Genomic DNA, 20,672 nt, shown 5'->3' with positions numbered 1-20,672 from the left:
CTGATCGGTGGATCCGAGGCTATGGCACTCGGAGGATGCGTACCGGGTCTTGTGCTGCGGCGATGGTTGCAGGCGGGACTGCGGCCAGGAGGGCGGTGAGCAGCGTCAGGGTGGGGACCCCGAGGATGAACGGGATTCCTGGGACGGTGCCTTGGGTGGCGTTCACCATGGCCACCCCGAACCCGGTGCCCAGCGTGACGCCTGCGAGGGCGCCGAGCCCGGTAGGGAGCAGCACCAGTACGACTAGAGCGGACCGGGTCGCTCCGAGCGCGCGGCGGCGGCCGAAGTCGCGTTTGCGCGCTGCGGTCGCGCCGTAGAGGCTGACCGCGATGAGGACCAGGCCGCTGGCCAAGGCAAGGAGCATGAGCTGTCGGCCACTGTCGCCGAGCTCGCCGCGGAGCACCTCCTGGAGGTCGACGAGCACCGCGGGAGAGTCGATGCGCAGCTGGCTGGGGTCGGTCATGTGGAGCATGGTGGGGATCGCCCGTTCGAGGGTGCGTACGTCAGCGACGGTCTCAGCAACGACGTAGACCTCTCGCATCAGGCGGTCGTCGCTTGGGACGGCGCGGATCAGGACGCTCTGCTGGAGCTCTGTCACCGGGGAAGCCGCGTCGAAGGTGCCGACGACGGGGCCGTCGAAAAGTGGGCCGCGCACACCGCCGGTCCGATCGGCCAGACCGAGGGCGATCATGGCCTCGGTGCCCGCGATCGCCTCCTCGAGGCGAGGCGCGCGGCCCGCGGTGAGCCGGACCGAGGGTGGAAGCTCGCTGAAGAGCGCTGCGCTGGGAACGGGTCGGCCGACCTGTGGCATGGCGCTGTTGCGCACGTCGACGGTGTCCCCGATGGCCAGCATCCAGTCGACGCCGGGAAGCTCGGCAACGTGCTGCACACCCATGGCGGTCAGACCCGCCTCCCCGGACGGATCAGAGAACCGGATCGTGCGGGCGCCGGCTCCGTCGACTTGACTGACCACGGCGGCCTCGGCAGCGGCGGCACGGCCGGCGGTGACGAAGACCGAGAGGCAGACCGCGGCTGTGATGAATGCGGTGACGACCGAGACCAGGGGTTGGGCACGGAAGATCTGCCACCCCTCCCCGAGCAGCGCGCGGGTGCCTGGCCGGCCAGGCGCGACGTCGCTCTCCCTCATGCGCCGACCGTCAGTCGTGCGTCCGCGCGTTCCGCGAGCGCATCATCGTGCGTGGCGACGATGACGGTCGCGCCCTGCGCGGCAGCATCGATGAAGGCCTGCCAGACCACCTCGGTGGTGTCCGCGTCGAGGTTGCCGGTCGGCTCGTCCCCGATGATGACGGGCGGCTGCTTGACCAGGGCCCGGCAGACCGCGACGCGCTGCGCCTGGCCCCCGGAGATCTCGCCGGGCCGGTGATCGGCGCGATGACTGACCTCCATACGCTCGAGGAGTCCGTAGGCCCGTGTGGCGGCGTCCGTGCGGGTGATGCCGGCGTACAGGGCTCCCTCGAGGACGTTGTCCAGCACCGACCGGGACAGATCGAGCATCGCGTCCTGGAAGACGAATCCCACGCTCGCGCTGCGGACCTGGGTGCGGTCGGCATCGGAAAGGGAGGTCACCTCACGGTCGCCGTAGAAGATGACACCCTCCCGGGCACGCAGCATCAACGCGAGGAGGTAGAGCAACGTCGACTTCCCCCCGCCGGAGGGCCCGGTCACCGCCGTGATCGCTCCGGACGGGAACGAGTGCGTCAGCCCCTCGAACACCCGATCGCCTCCAGCGCGGTACCCGAAGCTCAGCTCCTCGACGCGGATCATCCGCTCTGCGCCTCGGCCTGCCCGAACAGCAGGATCTCTGTACCAATCTCCAAGCCGTCCACGATTGCCTGACCGCCGTCCGCGGCCAGCACCTCCACGGGACGCTGCTCCCCGGAGGTGTCGGTCACGAAGAGCCCACCGCTCACGTCGGACTGGATCGCCGCCGCGGGAACCATCGGACCGGACGTGCGGGGCACGACCACCACGGTCGCGCGCAACCGCTGCGGTCCGTCGGTGCCGACGTACCGATCACACCGGGCACCGCACACCTCGCCTCCTCGGGCGCCTCGTAGCACCAGGGTGGTTTCACCCGGCTCACCGGCTTGGAGCGAGGCAACCTGGGCCTTCCACGTTTGACCGCCGGTGCTGACGCGCACCCGCGCGTTCGGCGGCACGGAGTCCAGCTGTTCATCTGACAGGGTCATGGTGAAGCGCGGGGAGGCGGCGAGCACGTGCACTGCCTCGGTGCCAGGGGAAACCTGCGCACCCACGGTGATCGATTCCGCCAGTCTCACGCGGGAAGGCAGCCGATCAACGAAGAGGAGATCGCCTCGCGGGACCACACCCGTCTCGCGGACCCCACTGGATCGTTGCCACGCTCGCACCGCCGACTCAGTGGCCGTGCCGAACGTCCCCGATGGAGTCGAACTGAGGTACCCACGATCGGTGAGCAGTTGCTGAAGCTGACGGACATCCTGACCCACGTCCCCCGCGGACAAGTCCCGGTACTGCGGCACAGCACCTGAAGCCACGAACACCGGCCGCTCGTCGACGCGATAGAGGACGTCCCCGCTCCGCACGCTGCTCCCCGGCCTGACGAGGACGCCCGTGACGGTTCCGCTGGCGGCGTTGGTCGCCCTCCTCACCACCTGCCACTCGGCGGTGGCGCCGAAGTCGAAACCTCGCTCCACCCTGCCCTTGTCAACCGTGTACGTCACCGCCTCGGCACCGGGTAGATCCACCGCTGGCGGAGCAAGCGTTGCTCGACCCGCTCCCCAGCCCAGGGCAGCCACCATTGCGGCCCCGGCTGCCCAAAGCGCAACCGTCCTCACTCGGCCCACGTGTAGCCCCCGCCCATGTCGTCATCTCCGTCCAACCCCGTGCGTGTTCTCGACCCTTGACGGCCGCCCTCGCCGCACGCATGCTCATGCTCCACCACATCCACGGGGGAAACCATGCACCGACCAAAGATCATCGTTGCTGGAGCGACAATCGGGCGAGTGGCTGTTGCAGCCGTGCCAGCCAATGCCGTGTCCTCGACCGGCAATCGATCCTGCAACCCCACGAACGGCTACGGCTGGGTCGAGGCCCAACACAAGGGATCCGCCGAGCAACGGCCTCCCGGCGGAATTAACCAGTTGCTCGGTTCTTCATCCGGTTGGAGCACCTACAAGACTTTCGCAAGCGTTCCCGGAGGAGGATCCTGGCGGGCATACGGCAGCGTCGGCTTGCAGCACGTCAGCACCGGCTGTGTAGGCGGATGACCGCTAAACCTCTCCAGTACCGTCAGCACATAGCCCGCCTTGCGGCTCTGACGCTCATCGCAGTCGCTCCTCTCACCGCTGGGTGCACTGGGGAGCAGACCGGCGCTGACCTCGAAGCGCTCCCGTCTTCGCCTCCGGCTTCTACCTCCCCATCGCCCCAAGAAGAGAGCCGCTCTATCTTCGACGGGACCCAAAGGGAATGGCTCTACGCCTACGCAGGCTGCATGGAGGACGGCGGCTTCGCGGTCAAGGTCAACGAGGAACAGGGCAACTTCGACTCCGTCGACCTGCCACCGGAGCAGTACGACGCATGGAACTCGCACATGGAGAAGTGCGGCCAAAAGGTCGGTGACCCCAAGATCGACGAACTCACCGATGCCCAAGTGCGGGATCACTTCGATGATTACCTCGCCACCGCGAACTGTCTCGAGGAACTGGGCTACGAAATCAGTGAGCCCCCGTCTCGGGAGTCCTGGGTGAAGTCCTGGGACACAGCACTCAATTGGATGCCACATGGAGAAGTCAGCGACGTCATCGACGACCCGTCTGAGTGGGAGCGAGTGAACCAGGAGTGCCCGCAACCGCAACCCCTGACCTAAGTTGCCAGCCAGATGGTGATGGCGCGTAGGACGACGGCTCCTCGGTAGACGGTGGCGAGTTTGTCGTAGCGGGTGGCGATGCCGCGCCATTGCTTGTGGTCGTTGAAGGACCGTTCCACGACGTTGCGGCCCTTGTAGACCGCGGCGTCGAAGGCGGGCGGTCGTCCGCCCGCAGAGCCACGCCGCTTGCGGTGCGCGATCTGGTCGGAGGGTTGAGGGATCACCGCGGTGATGCCGCGGTCGCGGAGCATGGTGCGGGTGCCGCGGGAGGAGTAGGCCTTGTCCGCGAGCACGGCGTCGGGTCGGGTCCGTGGCCGGCCTGACCCGAGTCGGGCGACGGCGAGCTGGGCCAGGAGCGGCTTGAGCATCGTGGAGTCACCGGCCTGGCCCGCGGTCAGGGCGATAACCAGAGGCCGCCCGCGGCCGTCGACGAGCTGGTGGATCTTGGTCGACAAGCCCCCACGAGAGCGACCGATGGCGTGATCGGGTGGCTCGATCCAGGGGTTCTTGTAACTCGACTCAGCCCCCTGTGCGGGCCGCGGCTCGTGCCTCGCGTGCTGCTCGGGAGTCCCCGGTGGGTTGCTCGACCCGGGTGGTGTTGGTGGCGTGTTGATGAGCGCGGTTGATCGTGGAGTCGACGCTGACCATCCAGTCCAGCTTGCCGGCGGCGTCGGCCTCGGCGAGGAGACGGGCGTGGATCTTGTCCCAGGTGCCATCGGTGGAGAACCGGTGGTGTCGCTTCCACACGGTCTGCCAGGGTCCGAACGAGGAAGGCAGATCGCGCCAGGCGATGCCGGTGCGGAACCGGTAGATCACGCCCTCGACCACCTGCCGATGCTCACGGAACGGCCGCGACTTCACACCATCCGAGGACGGCATCAGCGGCGCGATCTGCTCCCACTGAGCATCGGTCAGGACCCGTTCGCGAGACATGACCGCAGCAAATCAGGCCGCCACGCCCGGACTAGGGAGACACGCCCTAGCTGTACTCGGCCGGCGTCGCGCGGGTCAGTCGTCGGTGGACTGCTCGGCTGCCATCGCCGCGGCCGCGGTGATCGAGGTGGCCAGGTTGACCAGGTGGCCGATCCGCGCGAGCTCGGAGTCCAGGAACTCCGGCCCGCCGTGGCGGCCCATCACGTAGAGGTCCTCGCCCACGGGCACCCCGCAGAGCACCAGGTTGTCGTCGGGGCCGCTGAGCCGCGTCGGCCGGGTGATGTCGGCCCACTCGACGAAGTCCGGGGCGGCTTCGGTGTGGTCGAAGAGCGAGACCTCCCCGTCGGTACGCCGCAGCCGCACCGCCCAGTCGACCCGGAAGGAGACCGGGATGAGCCGCATCAGCCGGTGGTGCGCCTCCTCGGGGTGGGCGGTGATCTCCTCCACCACCTCGAGGTCGAGGAAGAGGTTGCCGCCCGCGGCGTACCGGTTGATCCACATCACCCGGACCCCGTCGAGCTGGCTGCAGGCCGAGACGATGGAGTCGGGCATCGTGCCCGGCGCCATCTCCAGGAGCACGTCGTCGACCGCGGTCCCGTGCTGGGTCTTCTCCACGATCTCGATCGCCTCGATGTCGCCGCCCGCCTCACCGATCGCCGTCGCGACGCGACCCAGGGATCCCGGGACGTCGGGCAGCTCCACACGCAGCAGGAAGGGCATCGGACGACTCTCCAGAGAACATGAAGCGCGGGCAGAGGGCGGGAGGGTGGGACGGGCAGAGGTGGGACGGGCAGAGGGCGGGACGGGTGGTGCAGCGGCACCGGGTGGCGCCACGCGCTGACAGTATCGAAGTCGTGTGACGGGTAGATGTCCCCGCCGCGAAGGTCTCGCCCCGGGCTACTGCAGGCGCAGCCGGTCCGCCAGCCCGGTGGCGCGCATGGCCCGCCGGGTGACGGCCGCCCGTACCTCCGCCTCGGACCCGACGACCCGCACCTTCGACCGGGCGCGGGTGACCGCGGTGTAGAAGAGCTCCCGGGTGAGCAGGCGGGAGTCCTCGGGCGGCAGCAGCACGGTGACCTCGTCGGCCTGGCTGCCCTGGCTCTTGTGGATCGTCATCGCGTGCATCGTGTCCACGTCGCCGAGCCGCGAGGGGGCGAAGTCGCGCGGGCCGTCGCCGGAGTCGATGACCACCCGGCGCCCGGCCGGGGTCTCGACCACCACGCCGGTGTCGCCGTTGTGGACGCCGAGGGAGTAGTCGTTGGCGGTGACCAGCAGCGGGCGGCCCAGGTAGGAGGACTCGTGCAGCGGGTCCCCGGTCTCCGCGCTGATCCACTGCTCGACCCGGGAGTTCCAGTGGCGCACGCCGTACGGCCCGTCGCGGTGCGCGCAGAGCAGCCGGTGCCGGTCGAGCGCGCGCAGGGCCCGGGCGGCGTCACCCGCCTCGGCCGCGTCGCGGACCGCGAGCGCGGTGCCCAGCGCCGGGCCCCGCACCCGGGCCGAGGGGTCCTCGTCGCGGACCCACTCCACCGCCGGGTGCCCGGCGGCGAGCACCTCCACGGTCAGGTCGGCGTCGCCGGTACGCAGCGCCTCGGCCAGCGCGCCGATCTCGGCGCCGAACCGGTGGGTGGTCGCGAGTGCGGCGACCGGGGAGTCGTCGCGGTGCTCGTAGCCGCGGACCAGGTCGCTGAGCACCGCGCCGGCGTCGACCGAGGAGAGCTGGAAGGGGTCGCCGACCAGGACCAGGCGGGCGTCGGGCCGTACCGCCTCGAGCAGCCGGGCCATCATCGTGAGCGAGACCATCGACGCTTCGTCGACCACCACCACGTCGTGCGGCAGGCGGTTGCCGCGGTGGTGCCGGAAGCGGGTGGTGTTGCCCGGGTCGCGGCGCAGCAGCCGGTGCAGGGTGGAGGCCTGGATGCCGGTCAGCCGGGCCCGGTCGTCCTCGGAGAAGTCGCGCGCCGACTCGTGCACCGCCTCCTGGAGCCGCGCGGCGGCCTTGCCGGTGGGTGCGGCCAGCGCGACCCGGACGGTCTGGCCGCGGGCCGCGAACTGGTCGTGCAGCGCCACCAGCAGACCCGCCACCGTGGTGGTCTTGCCGGTGCCCGGGCCGCCCGTGACCACGCAGGTCCACTGGCGAGCCGCGCGCAGGCAGGCGGCCCGCTGCTCGTCGTACCCGGTGGGGGCGAAGACCCGGTCGAGCGAGGCCTGCATCAGCGCGTCGTCGTGCGGCGGAGTCCCCTGGGCGCGGGCGGTGAGGTCCTCCAGGACCTGGGTCTCCTGCTCGTGGTAGCGGTCCAGGTAGAGCAGGCCGCTCTCCCAGCACAGCACCCCGAGCGCCACCAGCGGGCTGCGGGCCACGGCGCCGGCCCAGGCCTCGGGCTCCGGCCAGGGCAGCTGCTCGTGCTCGGGGACGTCGGCGGCCGGGGCCAGGTCGAGGCAGACCGAGCCGCCGCGCACCGCCCGGCAGGTCAGCGCGATCGCGAGCAGGACCGTCTCGTCGGTCTCACCGCCGAGCTGGCCGAGCGTCCGCGCCACGTGCACGTCGCCGGAGGTCACCACGCCCGCGGCGTTGAACCGCGCCAGCAGGCCGGTGGCGGCCAGCGCCAGACGTGCGTCCTGCTCGTCGACCGGCTCGAAGACGTCGGTCATCGGCTCGTCCTCCCGTCCGCAGAGCTGTCTGGAGCCCCGTCGAGCAGCCCGTCCAGCAGGGCGGAGAGCTCCTCGACCAGGGCCACCGGGGGACGCCAGGAGAAGACGCCGCACGGCATGCCGTCGACCGTCGGGGTCTCGGGGCCGCACATCCCGCGCAGGTAGAGGTAGAGCACCCCGCCGAGGTGCTGCTCGGGGTCGTAGTCGGGCAGCCGCCAGCGCAGGTAGCGGTGCAGCACCACGGTGTAGAGCAGGGCCTGCAGGGGGTAGTCGGAGGAGCCCATCGCCGCGGCGAGCACCGAGGGCCGGTAGGAGTGGGCGGTCAGCGGGGCGTCGAGGTCGCCGAGCCAGTTGGTCTTGTAGTCGACCGTCAGGTAGCGCGGGCTCCCGTCGACCTGCACCCGCAGCACCACGTCGATCGAGCCGGTGAGGTAGCCGCGCAGCGCCTGGTCCGCGAGCGCCGGGTCCTGCTCGAGGGTGTCGGCGTAGCCGAGCAGCGGGTCGTCCGCGGGCAGGTGGCGGCGCAGCAGCGGGGCCAGGTCGCCCAACCGCACCGGCCGCGCCGACCCGGCGCCTCCGCTGCCGTCCCCGGGGTCGTCGCCGCCCGCCAGGGGCAGCTCGAAGTCGAGCTCGGCCAGCCGGTCGCGGAGCTGCAGGTCCATCCAGGTCAGGTCGCCGGCCAGCGGGCCGAGCGGGCTGGCGCAGACGCTGACCAGGGCGTCGGCGAGCGCCTCGGCCTCCAGGTCGACGGGCCACCAGACGCGGTGCTCCTCGACCAGCTCGACCAGGTGGGCGCGGAAGTCCGGCGCGGCGGGGTCGGCGTGCTCGAGCACCGCGTGCACCAGCGACCCGAAGGTGGCCCCGACCGGCAGGTCGGCCATCGGGGAGGGGACGGCGGCCAGCTCGGGGTGGTCCGGCTCGGCGGCCAGCACCAGCGGCGCGCCCGCGTCGTCGGTCTCCGGGACCTCCTCGGGCTCGGAGAGGGCGACGGCGTGCCCGTCCACGGTGGCCGCCGCGGAGAGCGAGGAGTACGACGTACGCCGCCAGTCGGTGTCGACCCGGCGGGTGAACGCGCGGGCCTCCAGCCGCTCCCGCGAGGGCTCCAGCGGAGTCTCGTCCGGCGGGTCGCTGACAGCCAGCTCGGGGTGGAAGGCCCCGGCGTCGCGCCAGTGGCCGAAGATCTCCACGATCCGGTCCTCCTCGACCAGCGCCTGCTCGTCGGGGACCGCGGCGCCCTGGGGGCGCCGGCCGAAGAGCATCCGGTGCAGGGGGGAGCCGGAGGTGTTGCGCAGCGTGGGGGCGTACCAGGTGACCACCTGGGACTTGGCCCGGGTGAGGGTGACGTAGAGCAGACGCAGCGACTCCCCGGCGTCCTCGCGCCAGTGCCGCGCGACGCCCTCGGCCCGGTGCGGGCCCGGTCCGCCCACGTCGCGGCAGCGCTGCCCCTCGTCGTCGTGGAAGAGCGGCACGTCCGGGTCGGTGCCGGTGTAGCGGTTCCACAGGGTCGGGGCGTAGACCACCGGGTACTCCAGGCCCTTGCTGCCGTGGATGGTGACCAGCTGCACCGCGGCGGCGTCGGAGTCGAGGCGGCGGGTCCGCTCGGAGGCCACCTCGAGCTTGTCGTCGGCGACCTGGCTGCGCAGCCACGAGACCAGGCCGACCGCGCCCAGTCGCTGCTCGACCGAGACCTTGTGCAGCGACTCGCCGATGTGGCGTACGTCGGTGAGCAGCCGCTCGCCGCCGAGCCGGCCGAGCACCCGCTCGGTCAGCCCGTCGAGCACGGCGCACTCCAGCACCGCGGCCACGCCACGGCTGCCGAGGACCTCCGCGAGCACCCGCACCTGGTCGGAGAACCGGTCGGTGAGCCGGTCGGACTCGGCGGTGCTGGTCGCGTCCAGCTCCTCGGCGCTGAGCCCGAAGAAGCAGGTGAGCGCCGCGGCCCGGACCCGCTCGGCCCGGTGCGGCTGCTCCAGGGCCTCCAGGAACGTGAGCCACTCGGTGGCCGCGGGCGTGTGGAAGACCGAGCCGCCGGCGTTGACCACGGAGGGCACGCCGACGTCGTGCAGGGCCCGCTGGGCGGCCTGCAGGTCGGCGCGCCGCGCCGCCAGCACCGCCACGTCGCCCGGCACCAGGGGCCGGTCCTCGAAGGTCGCGCCGCTGGTCAGCAGCTGCTTGATGTCGCGCGCCATGTCGGTGATCACGTGGTCGCGCCAGCGGTCGATCGACGGCTTGGCCCGCGGGCCGACCCCGAGCTCGGAGCGGCGGACCAGGCGCATCCGGAACGGCGCCCCCGCACCCTTGAGCCGGGACTCGCGGTGGTGGGCCTCGACCGGGTGCACCACGATCCGGGGGTTGCCCAGCTCGGCCCCCTGGAGCAGGGCGTGCAGGCCGTCCAGCAGCGGGCCGTCGGCGCGCCAGTTGGTGCCGAGCGTCTGGGTGGTGGTGGCCCGGCCCGCCGCCTGCAGGTACGTCGCGACGTCGCCACCGCGGAAGGCGTAGATCGCCTGCTTGGGGTCGCCGATCAGGACCAGGGTGGCGACCTGGTCGAAGGCGCGCTCGAAGACCTGCCACTGCACCGGGTCGGTGTCCTGGAACTCGTCGATCAGCGCGACCTTCCACCGCTGGCGCATCCGCACCCGGGCGGGCGAGTCGGGGGCGGCCAGGGCGTCGGAGAGCTGCCCGAGCAGGTCGTCGTAGCTGAGGATGCCCAGGCGCCGCTTGCGCCGCTCGACCTCCTCCAGGACGTCGAGGGCGAACCGGACCCGCACCGCGGCCCCGGAGTCCGGTGCCTCCTCCAGGGCGCGCATCGGCTCGATCCGGGCACGTGGGTCGTCGACCACCGCGCGGGCGATCCGCCGGGCCACGTCGTGACCCCAGGGCGGGTGCTGCTCCCCGGCGAACCGGGCCAGGTAGAGGTCGTCGACCACCTCGTGGGTGAGCAGCTCGAGGTCCTCGACCAGGACGGCGTCCCGGTCGGTGTCGCCGGCCACCCCGAGGCTGCGCAGCACCAGCTGGCAGAACTGGTGGATCGTGGCGATGGTGGCGGCGTCGAAGTCGGTGAGCGCGGCGGTCAGCCGGCGCAGGCGCAGGGCGCGGTCGGCCTCGTCCGTGTCGAGCAGCCACCGGTGCAGGGCGTTCGCGGGGTCGGCGGAGCCGGGGTCGGTGAGCACGCTGACCGCGTCGTCGAGCTGCTGACGGACCCGCTCGCGCAGCTCCTGGCTGGCGGCGCGGGTGAAGGTGACCACCAGCAGCTCGTCGAGCCGTGCCTCGCCCTGGGCGACGTACCGGGTGACGAGGGCCGCGATGGTCCAGGTCTTGCCGGTGCCCGCGCTCGCCTCGAGCAGGGTCGTGCCGGTGGGCAGCGGGCCGGCGATGTCGAACGACTCAGGCGTCCGGCTCGCTTTCAGGTCAGACATCAGGTCCGGTGTCTGCATCACATCCCCCTGACCAGCTCGCGGTCACCGGTGACCAGCGGGCCCCAGACCCGCCAGGCGTAGTGCCCCAGCCGGTGCGGGGCGGCGCCCAGCTCGGCGTCGTCGGCCCCGGTGGTCGGCGGGTGCTTCTCGTCGTCGCGCAGTTCGGTGGCCAGCTGCTCGTACGCCGCCTGCTCGCCGAAGGCGCGCACGTGCCAGCGGTCGGCGTCCTCCTTGGGGAAGCCGTTGTCGCTGAACCGCGGCGTCTCCCACTCCCGGCGCGCCTTGCCGTCCGGGTCGGCCTCGCGGCCGCGCAGCAGGTGCACCCGCTCCTCGGCCCAGGCCAGCGAGGTGCGCGGCGGCAGGGGCAGCGGTTCGCGCAGCCCGCGCTCGTAGACGTCGACGAGGTCGCGCAGCCAGCGCCGCGCGTCGGGCTCGGCCAGTGGCGCCAGCAGGGCCCGCTTGGCGCTGGAGCGGTACTTGCCGATGGTGTGCACGGTCCAGTTCTCGTCGGGGCGGCCGGCGGCCAGGGCGAGCGCGTCGAGCCAGGAGGCCAGTCGCTGCTTCGCGCCGAGGTTGGAGTAGCCGACCCGGACGACCTGGTTGCCGAAGATGTCAGAGACCGTGCCGGTGACCCGCCGGTCGCCGAGGTCGATGTCGACGTCGAGGGCGCGCTGGGTGCCGGTGCGCAGGGCCAGGGCCGACTCGACCAGGGGCCGGACCTTGCCGACCACCTCGGTGAGCAGCCCGGCGCCCAGCGCCAGGGGAGGCAGGTGCCCGCGCAGCTGCTCGGCGAGCATCGCCGCCTGCGGGTCGGCGCCGGCGAGCACGTCGTGGACCAGCCGGTTGCCGACGTCCCACTGCTCCAGGGCGTCCAGGGTGATCGGGATCGCGTCCTTGACCTCGTCGGCCTCGTAGGGGGTGGTGATCCGGAGCCGGTGGACGAAGAACGCCTTGACCGGGTGCCGGAGGAAGTCGTGCAGCTCGGCGAGCGAGACCTCCGTGGCGGGCTCGGACGGGGGCCGCAGGGGCTCGGGCACGAGCTCGCGGACCACCGTCTCCGGCGCGCGGGCGGCGAGCGCCCCGGCGAGGGCCGAGCGGTCGAAGCTGAAGGGGCCGGGGCCCAGCAGCGCTCCCGGCACCAGGTTGGCCTCGTCGAAGGGCTGGAGCGGGTGGTGCACCAGGACGCGGTCGCGCACCGGCTCGGCGGCGGTCCGGTCGAGCGCGTCGAGCAGCTCACCCAGGGGCACCGCCGGGGGCCGCGCGGCGCCGGTGTGCTCGCCCCGCCCGGTGTAGGTGATGACCAGGGTCTCGCCGGCGGCGCCGATCGCGTCGAGCAGCAGTTGGCGGTCCTCGGCGCGCACGTCGCGCTCCCCGGTCAGCTCGCGGCGCGCCAGCACGTCGTCGCCGTCGACCGTGGCCACCCGCGGGAAGACTCCGTCGTCCAGGCCGACCAGGCAGACCACCCGGTGCGGCACCGAGCGCATCGGCACCATCGTGCAGACCGTGAGCGTGCCGGTGCGGAAGTTTGCGCGGGTCGGACGGCCCCGCAGCCGGTGCTGCAGCAGGGAGCGGATGTCGGCGTGCCGCAGCCGGGTGTCGTCGTCGCCGGCGCTGGCCGCGATCCTGGCCAGCTCGCGGTCGAGCTGGGCGACCTGCCAGGCGTCCTCGGGGTCGGCGGTGGTCAGCTCGTGCACCCCGGAGCCGAGCGCCTCGGTCCACTGCCGCGCGGTGCGGGCGGCCCGGGCCCGGTCGACGAAGGTGTGCAACCGCTCGACCAGCTCGGCGAACCGGCCGGCCAGCTCGAGGTCACCGTCGCCCACGTCGTCGAGGGGCAGGGTGCCGCCGACCTGGCGGTGGCCCAGGCCGGACATCGCCGCGCCGAGCAGCACGCGGCGCAGCCCCGACTCCCAGGTGTTGGCGTCCAGCGGGAGGCCGAAGTCGGCCCGGTGGTCGACGTCGTGGCCCCAGCGGATCCCGGCCTGGCGGACCCAGGCGGCGATCCGCTCCAGCTGGTCGTCGCCGAGGCCGAACCGGGCCCGGACCGGCTCGGTCGCGGCCAGGTCCAGCACCTGGGTGGCGGTGAGCCGGCCGGCGGAGAGCTCGACCAGCGTCGCGGCGACCGCGAGCAGGGGGTTGGTCGCACCCGGCGCCCGGTCGGCCAGCCGGACCCGCAGCTGGTGGGCCGGGTGGCCGGTGCCGGGACCCGCCACGTCGGCCAGCCCGAAGCCGGCCGAGACCAGCGGCGCGTAGGCCTCGATGTCGGGGCACATCACCAGGATGTCGCGCGGCTCGAGGGTCGGGTCGTCCTGGAGCAGGCCGACCAGCACCTCGCGGAGCACGTCGACCTGCCGGGCCTGGCCGTGGGCGGCGTGGACCTGCACGGAGCGGTCGTCCGGAGCCGGGCGTCGCGCCGCGCGGGTCTCGGCGTCCGGCGCGCGGTTGGCCCGCAGGTCCGACTGCAGCCAGCCGAGCAGGGTGTCCGGCGCCGGCGGGTCGTCGGCGGCGGCCGGCTCCAGGACCGCCGCCTGCTCGCTGGCCACCCCGAGGGTCCGGCGCAGCTCGCGGGTGTCGCGGCCCAGGGAGGCCAGCAGGGGGTGGCCGACCAGGTCGACGGAGTCGTCGGTGGCCCGCGGCACGGGGCCGCCCAGGCCGGTGGGGGCCAGGTCGTCCCACAGGGTCGCCGAGACCTGCGGCAGCCACAGGTGGACCTCGCGGGTCTCCGCCAGTGCGGCGAGCAGCTCGACCTCGGTGACCGGAAGCCTGGTGTGGCCGAAGAGCGAGAGCCTGGTCGGCAGCTCCAGCGTCGGGTCGTCGGCCCGCAGCCGGTCCAGGGTCCGGGCGTGCCGCTCGTCGGGCGCAGGCAGCCCGACCCGGACGAGCAGCCGGCGCCACAGCTCGGCCTGCCAGTGCAGGTCGGGGTCGAGGTCGCCGCCGGCGCCGTCGGTGTCGCGGCCCAGCCGCCAGTCGGTGAGCAGCCGCGGGCGCTGCGTGGCGTACGAGGAGAAGAGGGAGGCCAGGCGGTGGGCGACGGAGAAGCGCCGCGACCGGCGCAGCTCGTCGTCCGGGTCGCCCAGGTGCCGGGTGAGGGCCTCGAACCCACGCTCGCCGAGCGACTCGTCGACCACCTCCAGCAGCGGCCAGACCAGCTGGTCCGGCGCCCACGGGTCGTCGCGCTCGCGGCCGAGCAGCAGGCCGACCAGGGAGGACGGCGCGAGGAACCGGACCCCCGCGCAGACGCCGTCGGCCCGCCCCGCGCCGGCGCCCAGCCGGTGGGAGAGCCGCTGGGTCAGCCAGCGCTCCATCCCCTTGACCGGGACGACCACGACCTCCTGCTCGAACGGGTCGGGCAGCGGCGTGCTCAGCAGCCCGCCCAGCTCGTCGGCGAGCTGCGCGGTGCTGGTCGCACGATGCAGGTGGAGGGGCACGCGCCGAGCATGCCACGCGACCCCGACAGGGGTCGGTCGATGGTCGGGAGGACCGGAGCCCGGCGGCTCAGCCGTCCCCGGCCGGCCGGCACGAGGGTGGCTCGCACGGCTCGAGCCGGAGCGTCAGGCTGCCGGTGGCTCCGGGGCCGAGCTTGACCAGGACCTGGTGGGGCTCGCCGTACAGGTGCCACCCGGTGCCGGTCGGCCGCGTCGGGTCCAGGGTGATCCCCGCGCAGCCCCGGTCGGGGCACGGGCCGGTGAGCTGTGCCGACCAGTCGCCGCCGGTGACCGCGAGGTCGGTGGCCGTGAGCCGGACGCCGATCGGCTGCCGGGCGGGCACGATCGCCCGGAACCACTGCCCCGGCTCGGCGGACTCGAACCGGACGGGAGGGCCGCCGACGACCAGGTCGGGGGCAGGGAGGATCGACCGCACGCGCACGGTCGTCTCCGCGGAGAACGGGGCGGCGGGGTCGGAGGAGACCACCACGCGGGCGGTGCCGCCCGTCGGTGCACGCCCGTTCGGGGTCAGCCAGTAGAAGGCGCCTCCCGGGTCGGCGACCCCGTCGAGGTAGGGCTCGACGCCCGGCGGGAGCTGCACGGTGAGGACCTGTTCGCGTCCGCGCTCGACCGCCAGCCGCAGCGGCGGGCCGTCGAGCTGGGCCTGGTGCTCGACGGCGCTGCGCGCGACCACGGTGGCCTCCTCGCCGAATGCGAGACCGACCCGCGTGCCCCGTCGCAGGACCGACGGGTACCGGTCGCGCCCGCCCCGCGGGCCGTGGACCAGCCGCTCCCCGTGCTCGACCGAGATGCTGGAGACGGCGCCGAACCTCAGCTCGTCGTCGACCAGCAGCGGACCGGACCTGAGCGGGAACCCCTGGGGCGTGTAGCCGCCCAGCGTCACCCGACCGGAGCGGGGCACGTCGAGCCAGGCCACGTCCAGGAAGCCCCGGCGAGGAGCGGGCAGGCGGACCGGTGCCCCGTCGACCCGGAGCTCCTGACGGCGCAGCTTCAGCAGCTGGATCCGGACCGTGAGGTCCTTGCGCATCAGGCACCGGCCGCGGAACCCGAGCACGGCTCGGCCGTTGGTCCGCACCCGGAAGACGTCGTCGAGACGCCCGTCCTGCGTCCCCCGCCCGTCCGTCAGGGTCAGGTGCCCCCAGCACGGCAGGTCGCGGGCGCTCCAGACGGCCAGCGCCACCTCGTCGCCGCGACGTGCCGAGAACGCGATCTCTCCTCTCTGGTCCGCGGTCAGGCGTACGGGACCGCCGCCGTAGCGGCGGACCACCCGCTTCACCGGGCGGGCACGGTCGGCGCCGTCCGCCGTCGTCGCGCCGGTCGCGGACGACCCCGCAGCCGCCGCCGGCGATCCTGCCGGGGAGAGGCCCAGGGAGAGACAGAGTGAGAGGCCCACGGAGAGGCCCAGGGCCGCCAGGGCGAGGGGGGCGGAGCGGAGTCGACGCACGGCCACCTCACCGCCGCCCGTCGGGCTGCGCGGGCTTGAGCAGCTGCAGCGTCAGCGCTCCGCTGCTGCGCGGGCCGAAGCTCACGGAGACCGCGTACGGCTCGCGGTAGACGATGGCACCGAGGTCGAACGGCTTCTGCCAGTCGATGTGCGCGCCGCCGATGCAGTCCCGGTAGCAGGGCCCTCCGAGGGTCGCCGACCACTCGCCGTCCACCTCGACCTGGCTGGCCAGCAGCTCGACCCCGCCCGGCTCGCTCGCCGGGACGGAGGCGCGGAAGCGCTGTCCGCGCTCGGTCGAGGTGACCCGGACCGGCGGTCCGCCGACGAGCAGGTCGGGCAGCCGGCGGATCGATCGGACGCGTACGGTCCGCTCCCGGGAGAAGCTCGCGTTCCGGTCCGGGGGGAAGACCAGGTGGTACGTGCCCGCTGCCGCCGGCGTCGAGGGACGCGGCTCGAGCCAGGTGGAGGCCCCGTCCCGGCGGTCGGGCTCGAGGAAGGTCTCGGTCCCTTCCGGGAGGTGGACCGAGACCACGTGCTCGCGGCCGCCGCCTTCGGCGAGGACCACGGGAGGTCCGTCCAGCACGGCGGTGTGCTCCACCGCGCTGAGTGCCTGCACCCGCGCGGCGACCGGGAAGGTGAGTCCGACCCGGGTTCCCTTCGTCACCGGTACGGCGTCGTCGCGCCACTCGCCCCCGAAGGCCGCGGGCTGCCCGGTCTGCACCGAGGCGCTGTCGGCGCCGTACCACGGGCGCAGCCGGCCGTCCTCGAAGACCAGGTCGGTCTCCAGGGCACGTCCGCGTGGGTCGCTGCCGAGGAGGGTCACCCGGCCGGTGGGCGGGGCCTTCACCCAGGCGATGTCCACGAAGCCCCGACCGGACGGACGGAGCCGCACCGGACGGCCGTCCACCGGGACGTCGCGGCCGGTGACCTTGACCAGCTGCGCGAGGGTGCGGCGTGGCTTCCCGCCGGGGTACTGGCACCGGCCGCGGAACCACACCGTGGCCCGGCCGGCCGCGCGGACCCGCAGGACGTGATCGAGCGGGGCGGTGCGCGAGCCGCGGCGATCGGTGAGGGTGAGGCTGCCGAAGCACCGGTCGGACCCGTCGACCTCGGTGACCCGCAGGGTGACCACGTCGCCGCGGTCCGCCCGGAAGGTGATCGCCCCGGCCTGCCGGGGAGCCAGCTTCACCGGCCCCTGGCCGTAGGCGCGGACCACGCGTCGTGCCGGTGGCCGCTGGGACTCGGCCGCTGAGGCGGCACTGGACCCGGCCGCGCCCGGACCTGCGGCGGCGAGCTCGGGCTGGCCCAGCAGGGCGGCACCCGAGGCGACCGTCCAGGACAGCAGGACGGTGATGACGGTACGGCGCATGGTTCCCCCACCAGTGCGGTGCGCGCGGACTGCCCGGACGCAGTGGCACGCTAGCGGATCGCCGCCCGGACGCGCGCTGGGTTCAGCCGGGAGAGCCGGCGCTCGCGGCTAGGCGTCCTCGGCAGGGTCGGGGCTCGAGTCGTCCGGGTTCCCGGCCAGGCGGTCGGGCTCGGTGTCGACCAGGCTCGCGCCGTCGGGGTCCTCGACCGGCGTCGGGGGAGCGTCGGCTCCGAGCAGGTCGTCCAGCACCTCGTCCTCGGCGGTCGGGGGCAGGTCGGAGTCGTCCAGCTCGGTCTCCGGCGGGACGAGGCGCTCGCCGTCGGGGTCGATCGGGTGCTCGGTCATGCAGTCCTCCTGGGTGTCGTGCTCGGTGGTGCTGCGTGAGGGACGTCGATCAGTGGTCGCGCAGGGCCTCGACCAGCTCGTCCTTCTTCATCGAGGAGCGGCCGTCGATGCCGATCTCCCCGGCGCGCTTGCGCAGGTCGTCGACGGTCCAGTCCTCGTAGCTGCCCGACTGGCCGCCCTTGCTCCCGACCTTCGAGCGCGAGCTGTTGGCGGCCGCGTTGGCGATCCGCGCGGCCTTCTCCTTGCTGTTGCCCTCGTCGCGCAGGTCCTCGTAGAGCTTCGGGTCCTTGACGCTGGGTCCAGGGTCCTTGCCGGTGTTCTTGGCCATGGTCTCTCTCCTGCCTGGGTTCAGAGAACGACGATCCCGACGATCAGCATGGCGATCAGCCCCACGGCGATGAGCCCGAAGAGGGCCATCACCTGGAACGGTCGTCCCGACTGCTGGGTCGGATCGATCTGGTCCGGGTCCTCACGTGGCGTGGTCATGCCCGGTTCGTACCCGCCGCGGGTCGGCTCATGCGACCTCAGGCGCCCGCGCGGCGCCGCAGCTCGGGCAGACCCTCGGCGCCGAACGCCTCGATCATCTCGCGGTAGTGGCGGCCCATGTTGGAGACGTAGAGCTCCTCGAAACCCGCGTCGAGGGCGGGCTGCAGCGCCTCGAGGTGCTTGTCCAGGTCGGGGCCGCAGGAGACGCTCTGGGCCGTGGACTCCCGGGTGACCAGCTGGGAGGCCTGCTCGAAGTGCTTGGGAGAGGGGAGCACCTGGGCGAGCTCGCCGGGCAGGCCGGAGTTGGCCCAGAGCCGGTGCGCCTCCTCCACCCCCTCCTCCTCGGTCGGCGCCCAGGCCACCTTCATCCCGATCTGGGCCGGCTTGCCGCCGGAGGCCTCACGGAACTGCCCCAGCAGCTCGGTGTCGGGCGAGGTGGTGATGTAGCCGTCGCCGAGCCGTGCAGCCAGCTCGGTGGCCTTGGGGCCGAACCCGGAGACGTAGATCGGCGGCGGGGCGTCGGGCAGCGTGTAGATCCGCGCGCTGTCGCAGGTGAAGTGCTTGCCGTAGTGGGTGACGGTCTCGCCGGTCCACAGCTCGCGGATCAGGCCGATCGCCTCCTCCAACCGCTCCAGCCGGACGTCGGCGGTCGGCCAGGGCTCGCCGTGGATGTGCTCGTTGAGCGCTTCGCCCGAGCCGACGCCGAAGGTGAACCGGCCCTCCAGCATCACCGCGCTGGTGGCCGCCGCCTGGGCCAGCACGACCGGCGAGATCCGGTACGACGGGCAGGTGACGGCGGTGGTGACCGGCAGGGAGGTGGCCTGGCTGATTGCGCCGATCAGCGACCAGACGAACGGGCTCTGGCCCTGCTCGTCGTTCCACGGGTGGAAGTGGTCGCTGATCCACAAGGCGTCGAAGCCGGCCTCCTCGGCCAGCACGGCCTGCTCGACCAGCTCGGCGGGGGTGAACTCCTCGGTGGACAGGAAGTATCCGAAGCGCATGGCGACGCCGTACCCAGAGCGCCTCCCAGGGCAAACCGGGACACGCAAGTGGTGGGTTGGTGCAGCGACGGAGGCGGACGTCGACACCAACCCACCACTTCTCACCAGCTCGCTGCACGGTCGGCGAGGGCCGGTGGCCGGAGGCCTCCGGACCCTGCCGGAGCAGCCGCACCCACGGACCGGACGCCCGGTCCGCGCACCACGCTGGCTACCTTGACCCGCATGCTGATCGCACTCGAAGGCCGCGCCCCCGTCGTCCCCGACTCCGCCTGGGTGGCTCCCACCGCCACCCTGGTCGGGTCGGTCCACCTGGCCGAGGGGTCCTCGGTCTTCTACGGCGCCGTACTGCGCGCCGACAACGAGCCCATCACCATCGGCCCGCGCTCCAACGTGCAGGACAACTGCGTCTTCCACGTCGACGCGGGCAAGCCGCTCACGCTGGGGGAGGGCGTCTCGGTCGGCCACGGCGCGGTCGTCCACGGGGCCACCATCGGCGACCACGTGCTGGTCGGGATGGGCGCGACCGTGATGAACGGCGCGGTGGTCGGCGACGAGGTGCTGATCGCTGCCGGAGCGCTGGTCACCGAGGGAATGGTGGTGCCTCCGCGCACCCTGGTCGCCGGCGTGCCCGGCAAGGTGCGGCGCGAGCTGACCGACGAGGAGGTCGAGCGGCTGCACCTGAACGCGACGATCTACGAGCACCACCGCGAGCTGCACCGGGGCGGCACCGTCGTGGGCTAGGCGCCAGTCGCAGGGCGAGGCGGTCGGTCAGCGTCGGGTGCCGAGCGCGGCGGCCACCGCGTCGGCGTACGCGACGTAGCCGGCCGTGGTCGGGTGGAAGGCGCCCGGGTCGGTGAGCCCGAGGATCCACGGGTCGGCCGCGTTCGCGCCGTGCCCGGCGAAGCGCGCGGTCACGTCGACGAACGCGAAGCCGTGGCGACGGGCGGCGGCGCGGATCGTCGCGTTCAGCAGGTCCGCGCCCACGTTGAGCTGCTCCTGCTCGGCGGGGGAGGCACCCAGGTAGGCGCCGGCCTCCGGCGAGAAGAGGTGCGGGTAGCCGGTGACCACGACCACCGACAGCGGCGCCCGGCGACGCACCTTGCGGTAGACGCCGTCCAGGAGCGCGGGGAGGTCGTCGCGGATGCGGGCGCGGATCGCCTCCTGGGTGGTGGCGCAGGCCGCGTCGGTGCCGAGCAGGCAGTCCCGGACCGCCAGGCCCCAGCCGATGTCGTTGCCCCCGATGCTCAGGGTGACCAGCCGGGTGCGCAGGTCCAGGGCGTCGAGCTGGCTGGGCTCGACCCCGCCGGGCGCACCCTCGACCAGGGTGGTGGTCGTCGCGCCGGCGCACGCCACGAAGTCGTCGAGCACGAAGCGGAACCACCACCACCGCAGACCGTCGAGGAGCTCGGCGTAGGCGGCGTCCGAGCGCCCGCAGGCGGCCGTGTACGGCGGGACGCCGTAGCCGGAGCCGTAGGAGTCGCCGAGCGCGTCGTAGTCGAGCGCGAGCACGGGCGGCTCGGGGTGGCGAGAGCCTGCGGCGGCGCTTGCGGTGGACCCCGCTGCCGTGGCCGGGGACGGGAGCAGGACCGCGAGCAGGGCGGTCATGAGGGCGACGACGAGGGCGGTCGCGACGGCGACCCGCGGAGCGCGGCGGACGGTCATGCTCGACGGTAGGACCCCGGCCGACCCGGCGAGAAGGGGCGCAGGTCCTGGGACCT

The 20,672-nt window shown here is 73.2% G+C and carries 16 protein-coding genes and 1 pseudogene; 2 read left to right on the top strand and 15 right to left on the bottom strand.

Annotated features, from left to right (window positions below; genetic code table 11):
* Positions 1–19: 19 nt before the first annotated feature.
* From H8838_RS18525 to H8838_RS18515, 3 genes are read right to left on the bottom strand one after another with little or no spacing between them, the layout of a single operon-like run.
* Complete coding sequence (locus H8838_RS18525; RefSeq protein ID WP_181313027.1) at positions 20–1,147, bottom strand: ABC transporter permease; 1,128 nt, start codon at positions 1,145–1,147, stop codon at positions 20–22.
* The gene (locus H8838_RS18520) at positions 1,144–1,785 is read right to left on the bottom strand and encodes an ABC transporter ATP-binding protein (RefSeq protein WP_181313028.1); all 642 of its coding nucleotides are present in this window, start codon (positions 1,783–1,785) and stop codon (positions 1,144–1,146) included. The genes H8838_RS18525 and H8838_RS18520 overlap by 4 nt, the downstream gene beginning before the upstream one ends.
* Entirely contained in the window at positions 1,782–2,723 is a 942-nt protein-coding gene (locus H8838_RS18515; RefSeq protein WP_181313029.1) for a peptidoglycan-binding domain-containing protein, read from the bottom strand. The genes H8838_RS18520 and H8838_RS18515 overlap by 4 nt, the downstream gene beginning before the upstream one ends.
* A 770-nt stretch (positions 2,724–3,493) precedes the next feature.
* On the opposite strand from H8838_RS18515, the gene H8838_RS18510 reads away from it, so the two are divergent.
* Positions 3,494–3,868, top strand: a complete 375-nt coding sequence (locus H8838_RS18510; RefSeq protein WP_181313030.1) for a hypothetical protein — start codon at positions 3,494–3,496, stop codon at positions 3,866–3,868.
* On the opposite strand, the pseudogene H8838_RS18505 reads toward H8838_RS18510, so the two are convergent.
* From H8838_RS18505 to H8838_RS18455, 11 genes and pseudogenes are all read right to left on the bottom strand, one after another.
* Positions 3,865–4,801 (bottom strand): annotated as a pseudogene (locus H8838_RS18505) (IS5 family transposase). The gene H8838_RS18510 and the pseudogene H8838_RS18505 overlap by 4 nt on opposite strands.
* Before the next feature lie 75 nt (positions 4,802–4,876).
* Positions 4,877–5,521: an ACT domain-containing protein gene (locus tag H8838_RS18500; RefSeq protein ID WP_181312087.1), complete on the bottom strand. Its 645-nt coding sequence runs from the start codon at positions 5,519–5,521 to the stop codon at positions 4,877–4,879.
* Between the two features lie 177 nt (positions 5,522–5,698).
* A complete protein-coding gene (gene recD / locus H8838_RS18495) occupies positions 5,699–7,450 on the bottom strand; it encodes an exodeoxyribonuclease V subunit alpha (RefSeq protein ID WP_185994384.1) in 1,752 nt (583 codons plus the stop codon).
* Positions 7,447–10,866 (bottom strand): UvrD-helicase domain-containing protein, encoded by a 3,420-nt coding sequence (locus H8838_RS18490; protein WP_185994385.1) that lies wholly within the window; start codon positions 10,864–10,866, stop codon positions 7,447–7,449. Before H8838_RS18490 ends, recD begins: the two co-directional genes overlap by 4 nt.
* Positions 10,867–10,883: 17 nt before the next feature.
* Entirely contained in the window at positions 10,884–14,291 is a 3,408-nt protein-coding gene (gene recC / locus H8838_RS18485) for an exodeoxyribonuclease V subunit gamma (RefSeq protein ID WP_185994386.1), read from the bottom strand.
* Between the two features lie 67 nt (positions 14,292–14,358).
* Positions 14,359–15,753 carry a hypothetical protein gene (locus H8838_RS18480; protein WP_181312083.1) on the bottom strand — a complete coding sequence of 465 codons (1,395 nt, stop codon included), beginning with the start codon at positions 15,751–15,753 and terminating at the stop codon, positions 14,359–14,361.
* A gap of 7 nt (positions 15,754–15,760) precedes the next feature.
* Positions 15,761–17,122, bottom strand: a complete 1,362-nt coding sequence (locus H8838_RS18475) for a hypothetical protein (RefSeq protein ID WP_185994387.1) — start codon at positions 17,120–17,122, stop codon at positions 15,761–15,763.
* A 108-nt stretch (positions 17,123–17,230) separates the two neighbouring features.
* Positions 17,231–17,467: a hypothetical protein gene (locus tag H8838_RS18470; protein ID WP_181312081.1), complete on the bottom strand. Its 237-nt coding sequence runs from the start codon at positions 17,465–17,467 to the stop codon at positions 17,231–17,233.
* 49 nt (positions 17,468–17,516) lie between these two features.
* Positions 17,517–17,795: a DUF7218 family protein gene (locus H8838_RS18465; RefSeq protein ID WP_181312080.1), complete on the bottom strand. Its 279-nt coding sequence runs from the start codon at positions 17,793–17,795 to the stop codon at positions 17,517–17,519.
* A gap of 20 nt (positions 17,796–17,815) precedes the next feature.
* Positions 17,816–17,953, bottom strand: coding sequence for a hypothetical protein (locus H8838_RS18460; protein ID WP_181312079.1), 138 nt, complete (start codon positions 17,951–17,953; stop codon positions 17,816–17,818).
* 38 nt (positions 17,954–17,991) lie between these two features.
* Entirely contained in the window at positions 17,992–18,954 is a 963-nt protein-coding gene (locus H8838_RS18455) for a TIGR03557 family F420-dependent LLM class oxidoreductase (protein WP_181312078.1), read from the bottom strand.
* 222 nt (positions 18,955–19,176) lie between these two features.
* On the opposite strand from H8838_RS18455, the gene H8838_RS18450 reads away from it, so the two are divergent.
* The gene (locus H8838_RS18450; RefSeq protein ID WP_181312077.1) at positions 19,177–19,695 is read left to right on the top strand and encodes a gamma carbonic anhydrase family protein; all 519 of its coding nucleotides are present in this window, start codon (positions 19,177–19,179) and stop codon (positions 19,693–19,695) included.
* A 27-nt stretch (positions 19,696–19,722) separates the two neighbouring features.
* On the opposite strand, the gene H8838_RS18445 is transcribed toward H8838_RS18450, so the two are convergent.
* Entirely contained in the window at positions 19,723–20,616 is an 894-nt protein-coding gene (locus H8838_RS18445; protein ID WP_219924323.1) for an SGNH/GDSL hydrolase family protein, read from the bottom strand.
* Positions 20,617–20,672 lie beyond the last annotated feature (56 nt).

Source organism: Nocardioides campestrisoli, assembly GCF_013624435.2.
GTDB classification, from domain to species: Bacteria; Actinomycetota; Actinomycetes; order Propionibacteriales; family Nocardioidaceae; genus Nocardioides; species Nocardioides campestrisoli.
This window is presented reverse-complemented; position numbering and strand designations above follow the sequence as displayed.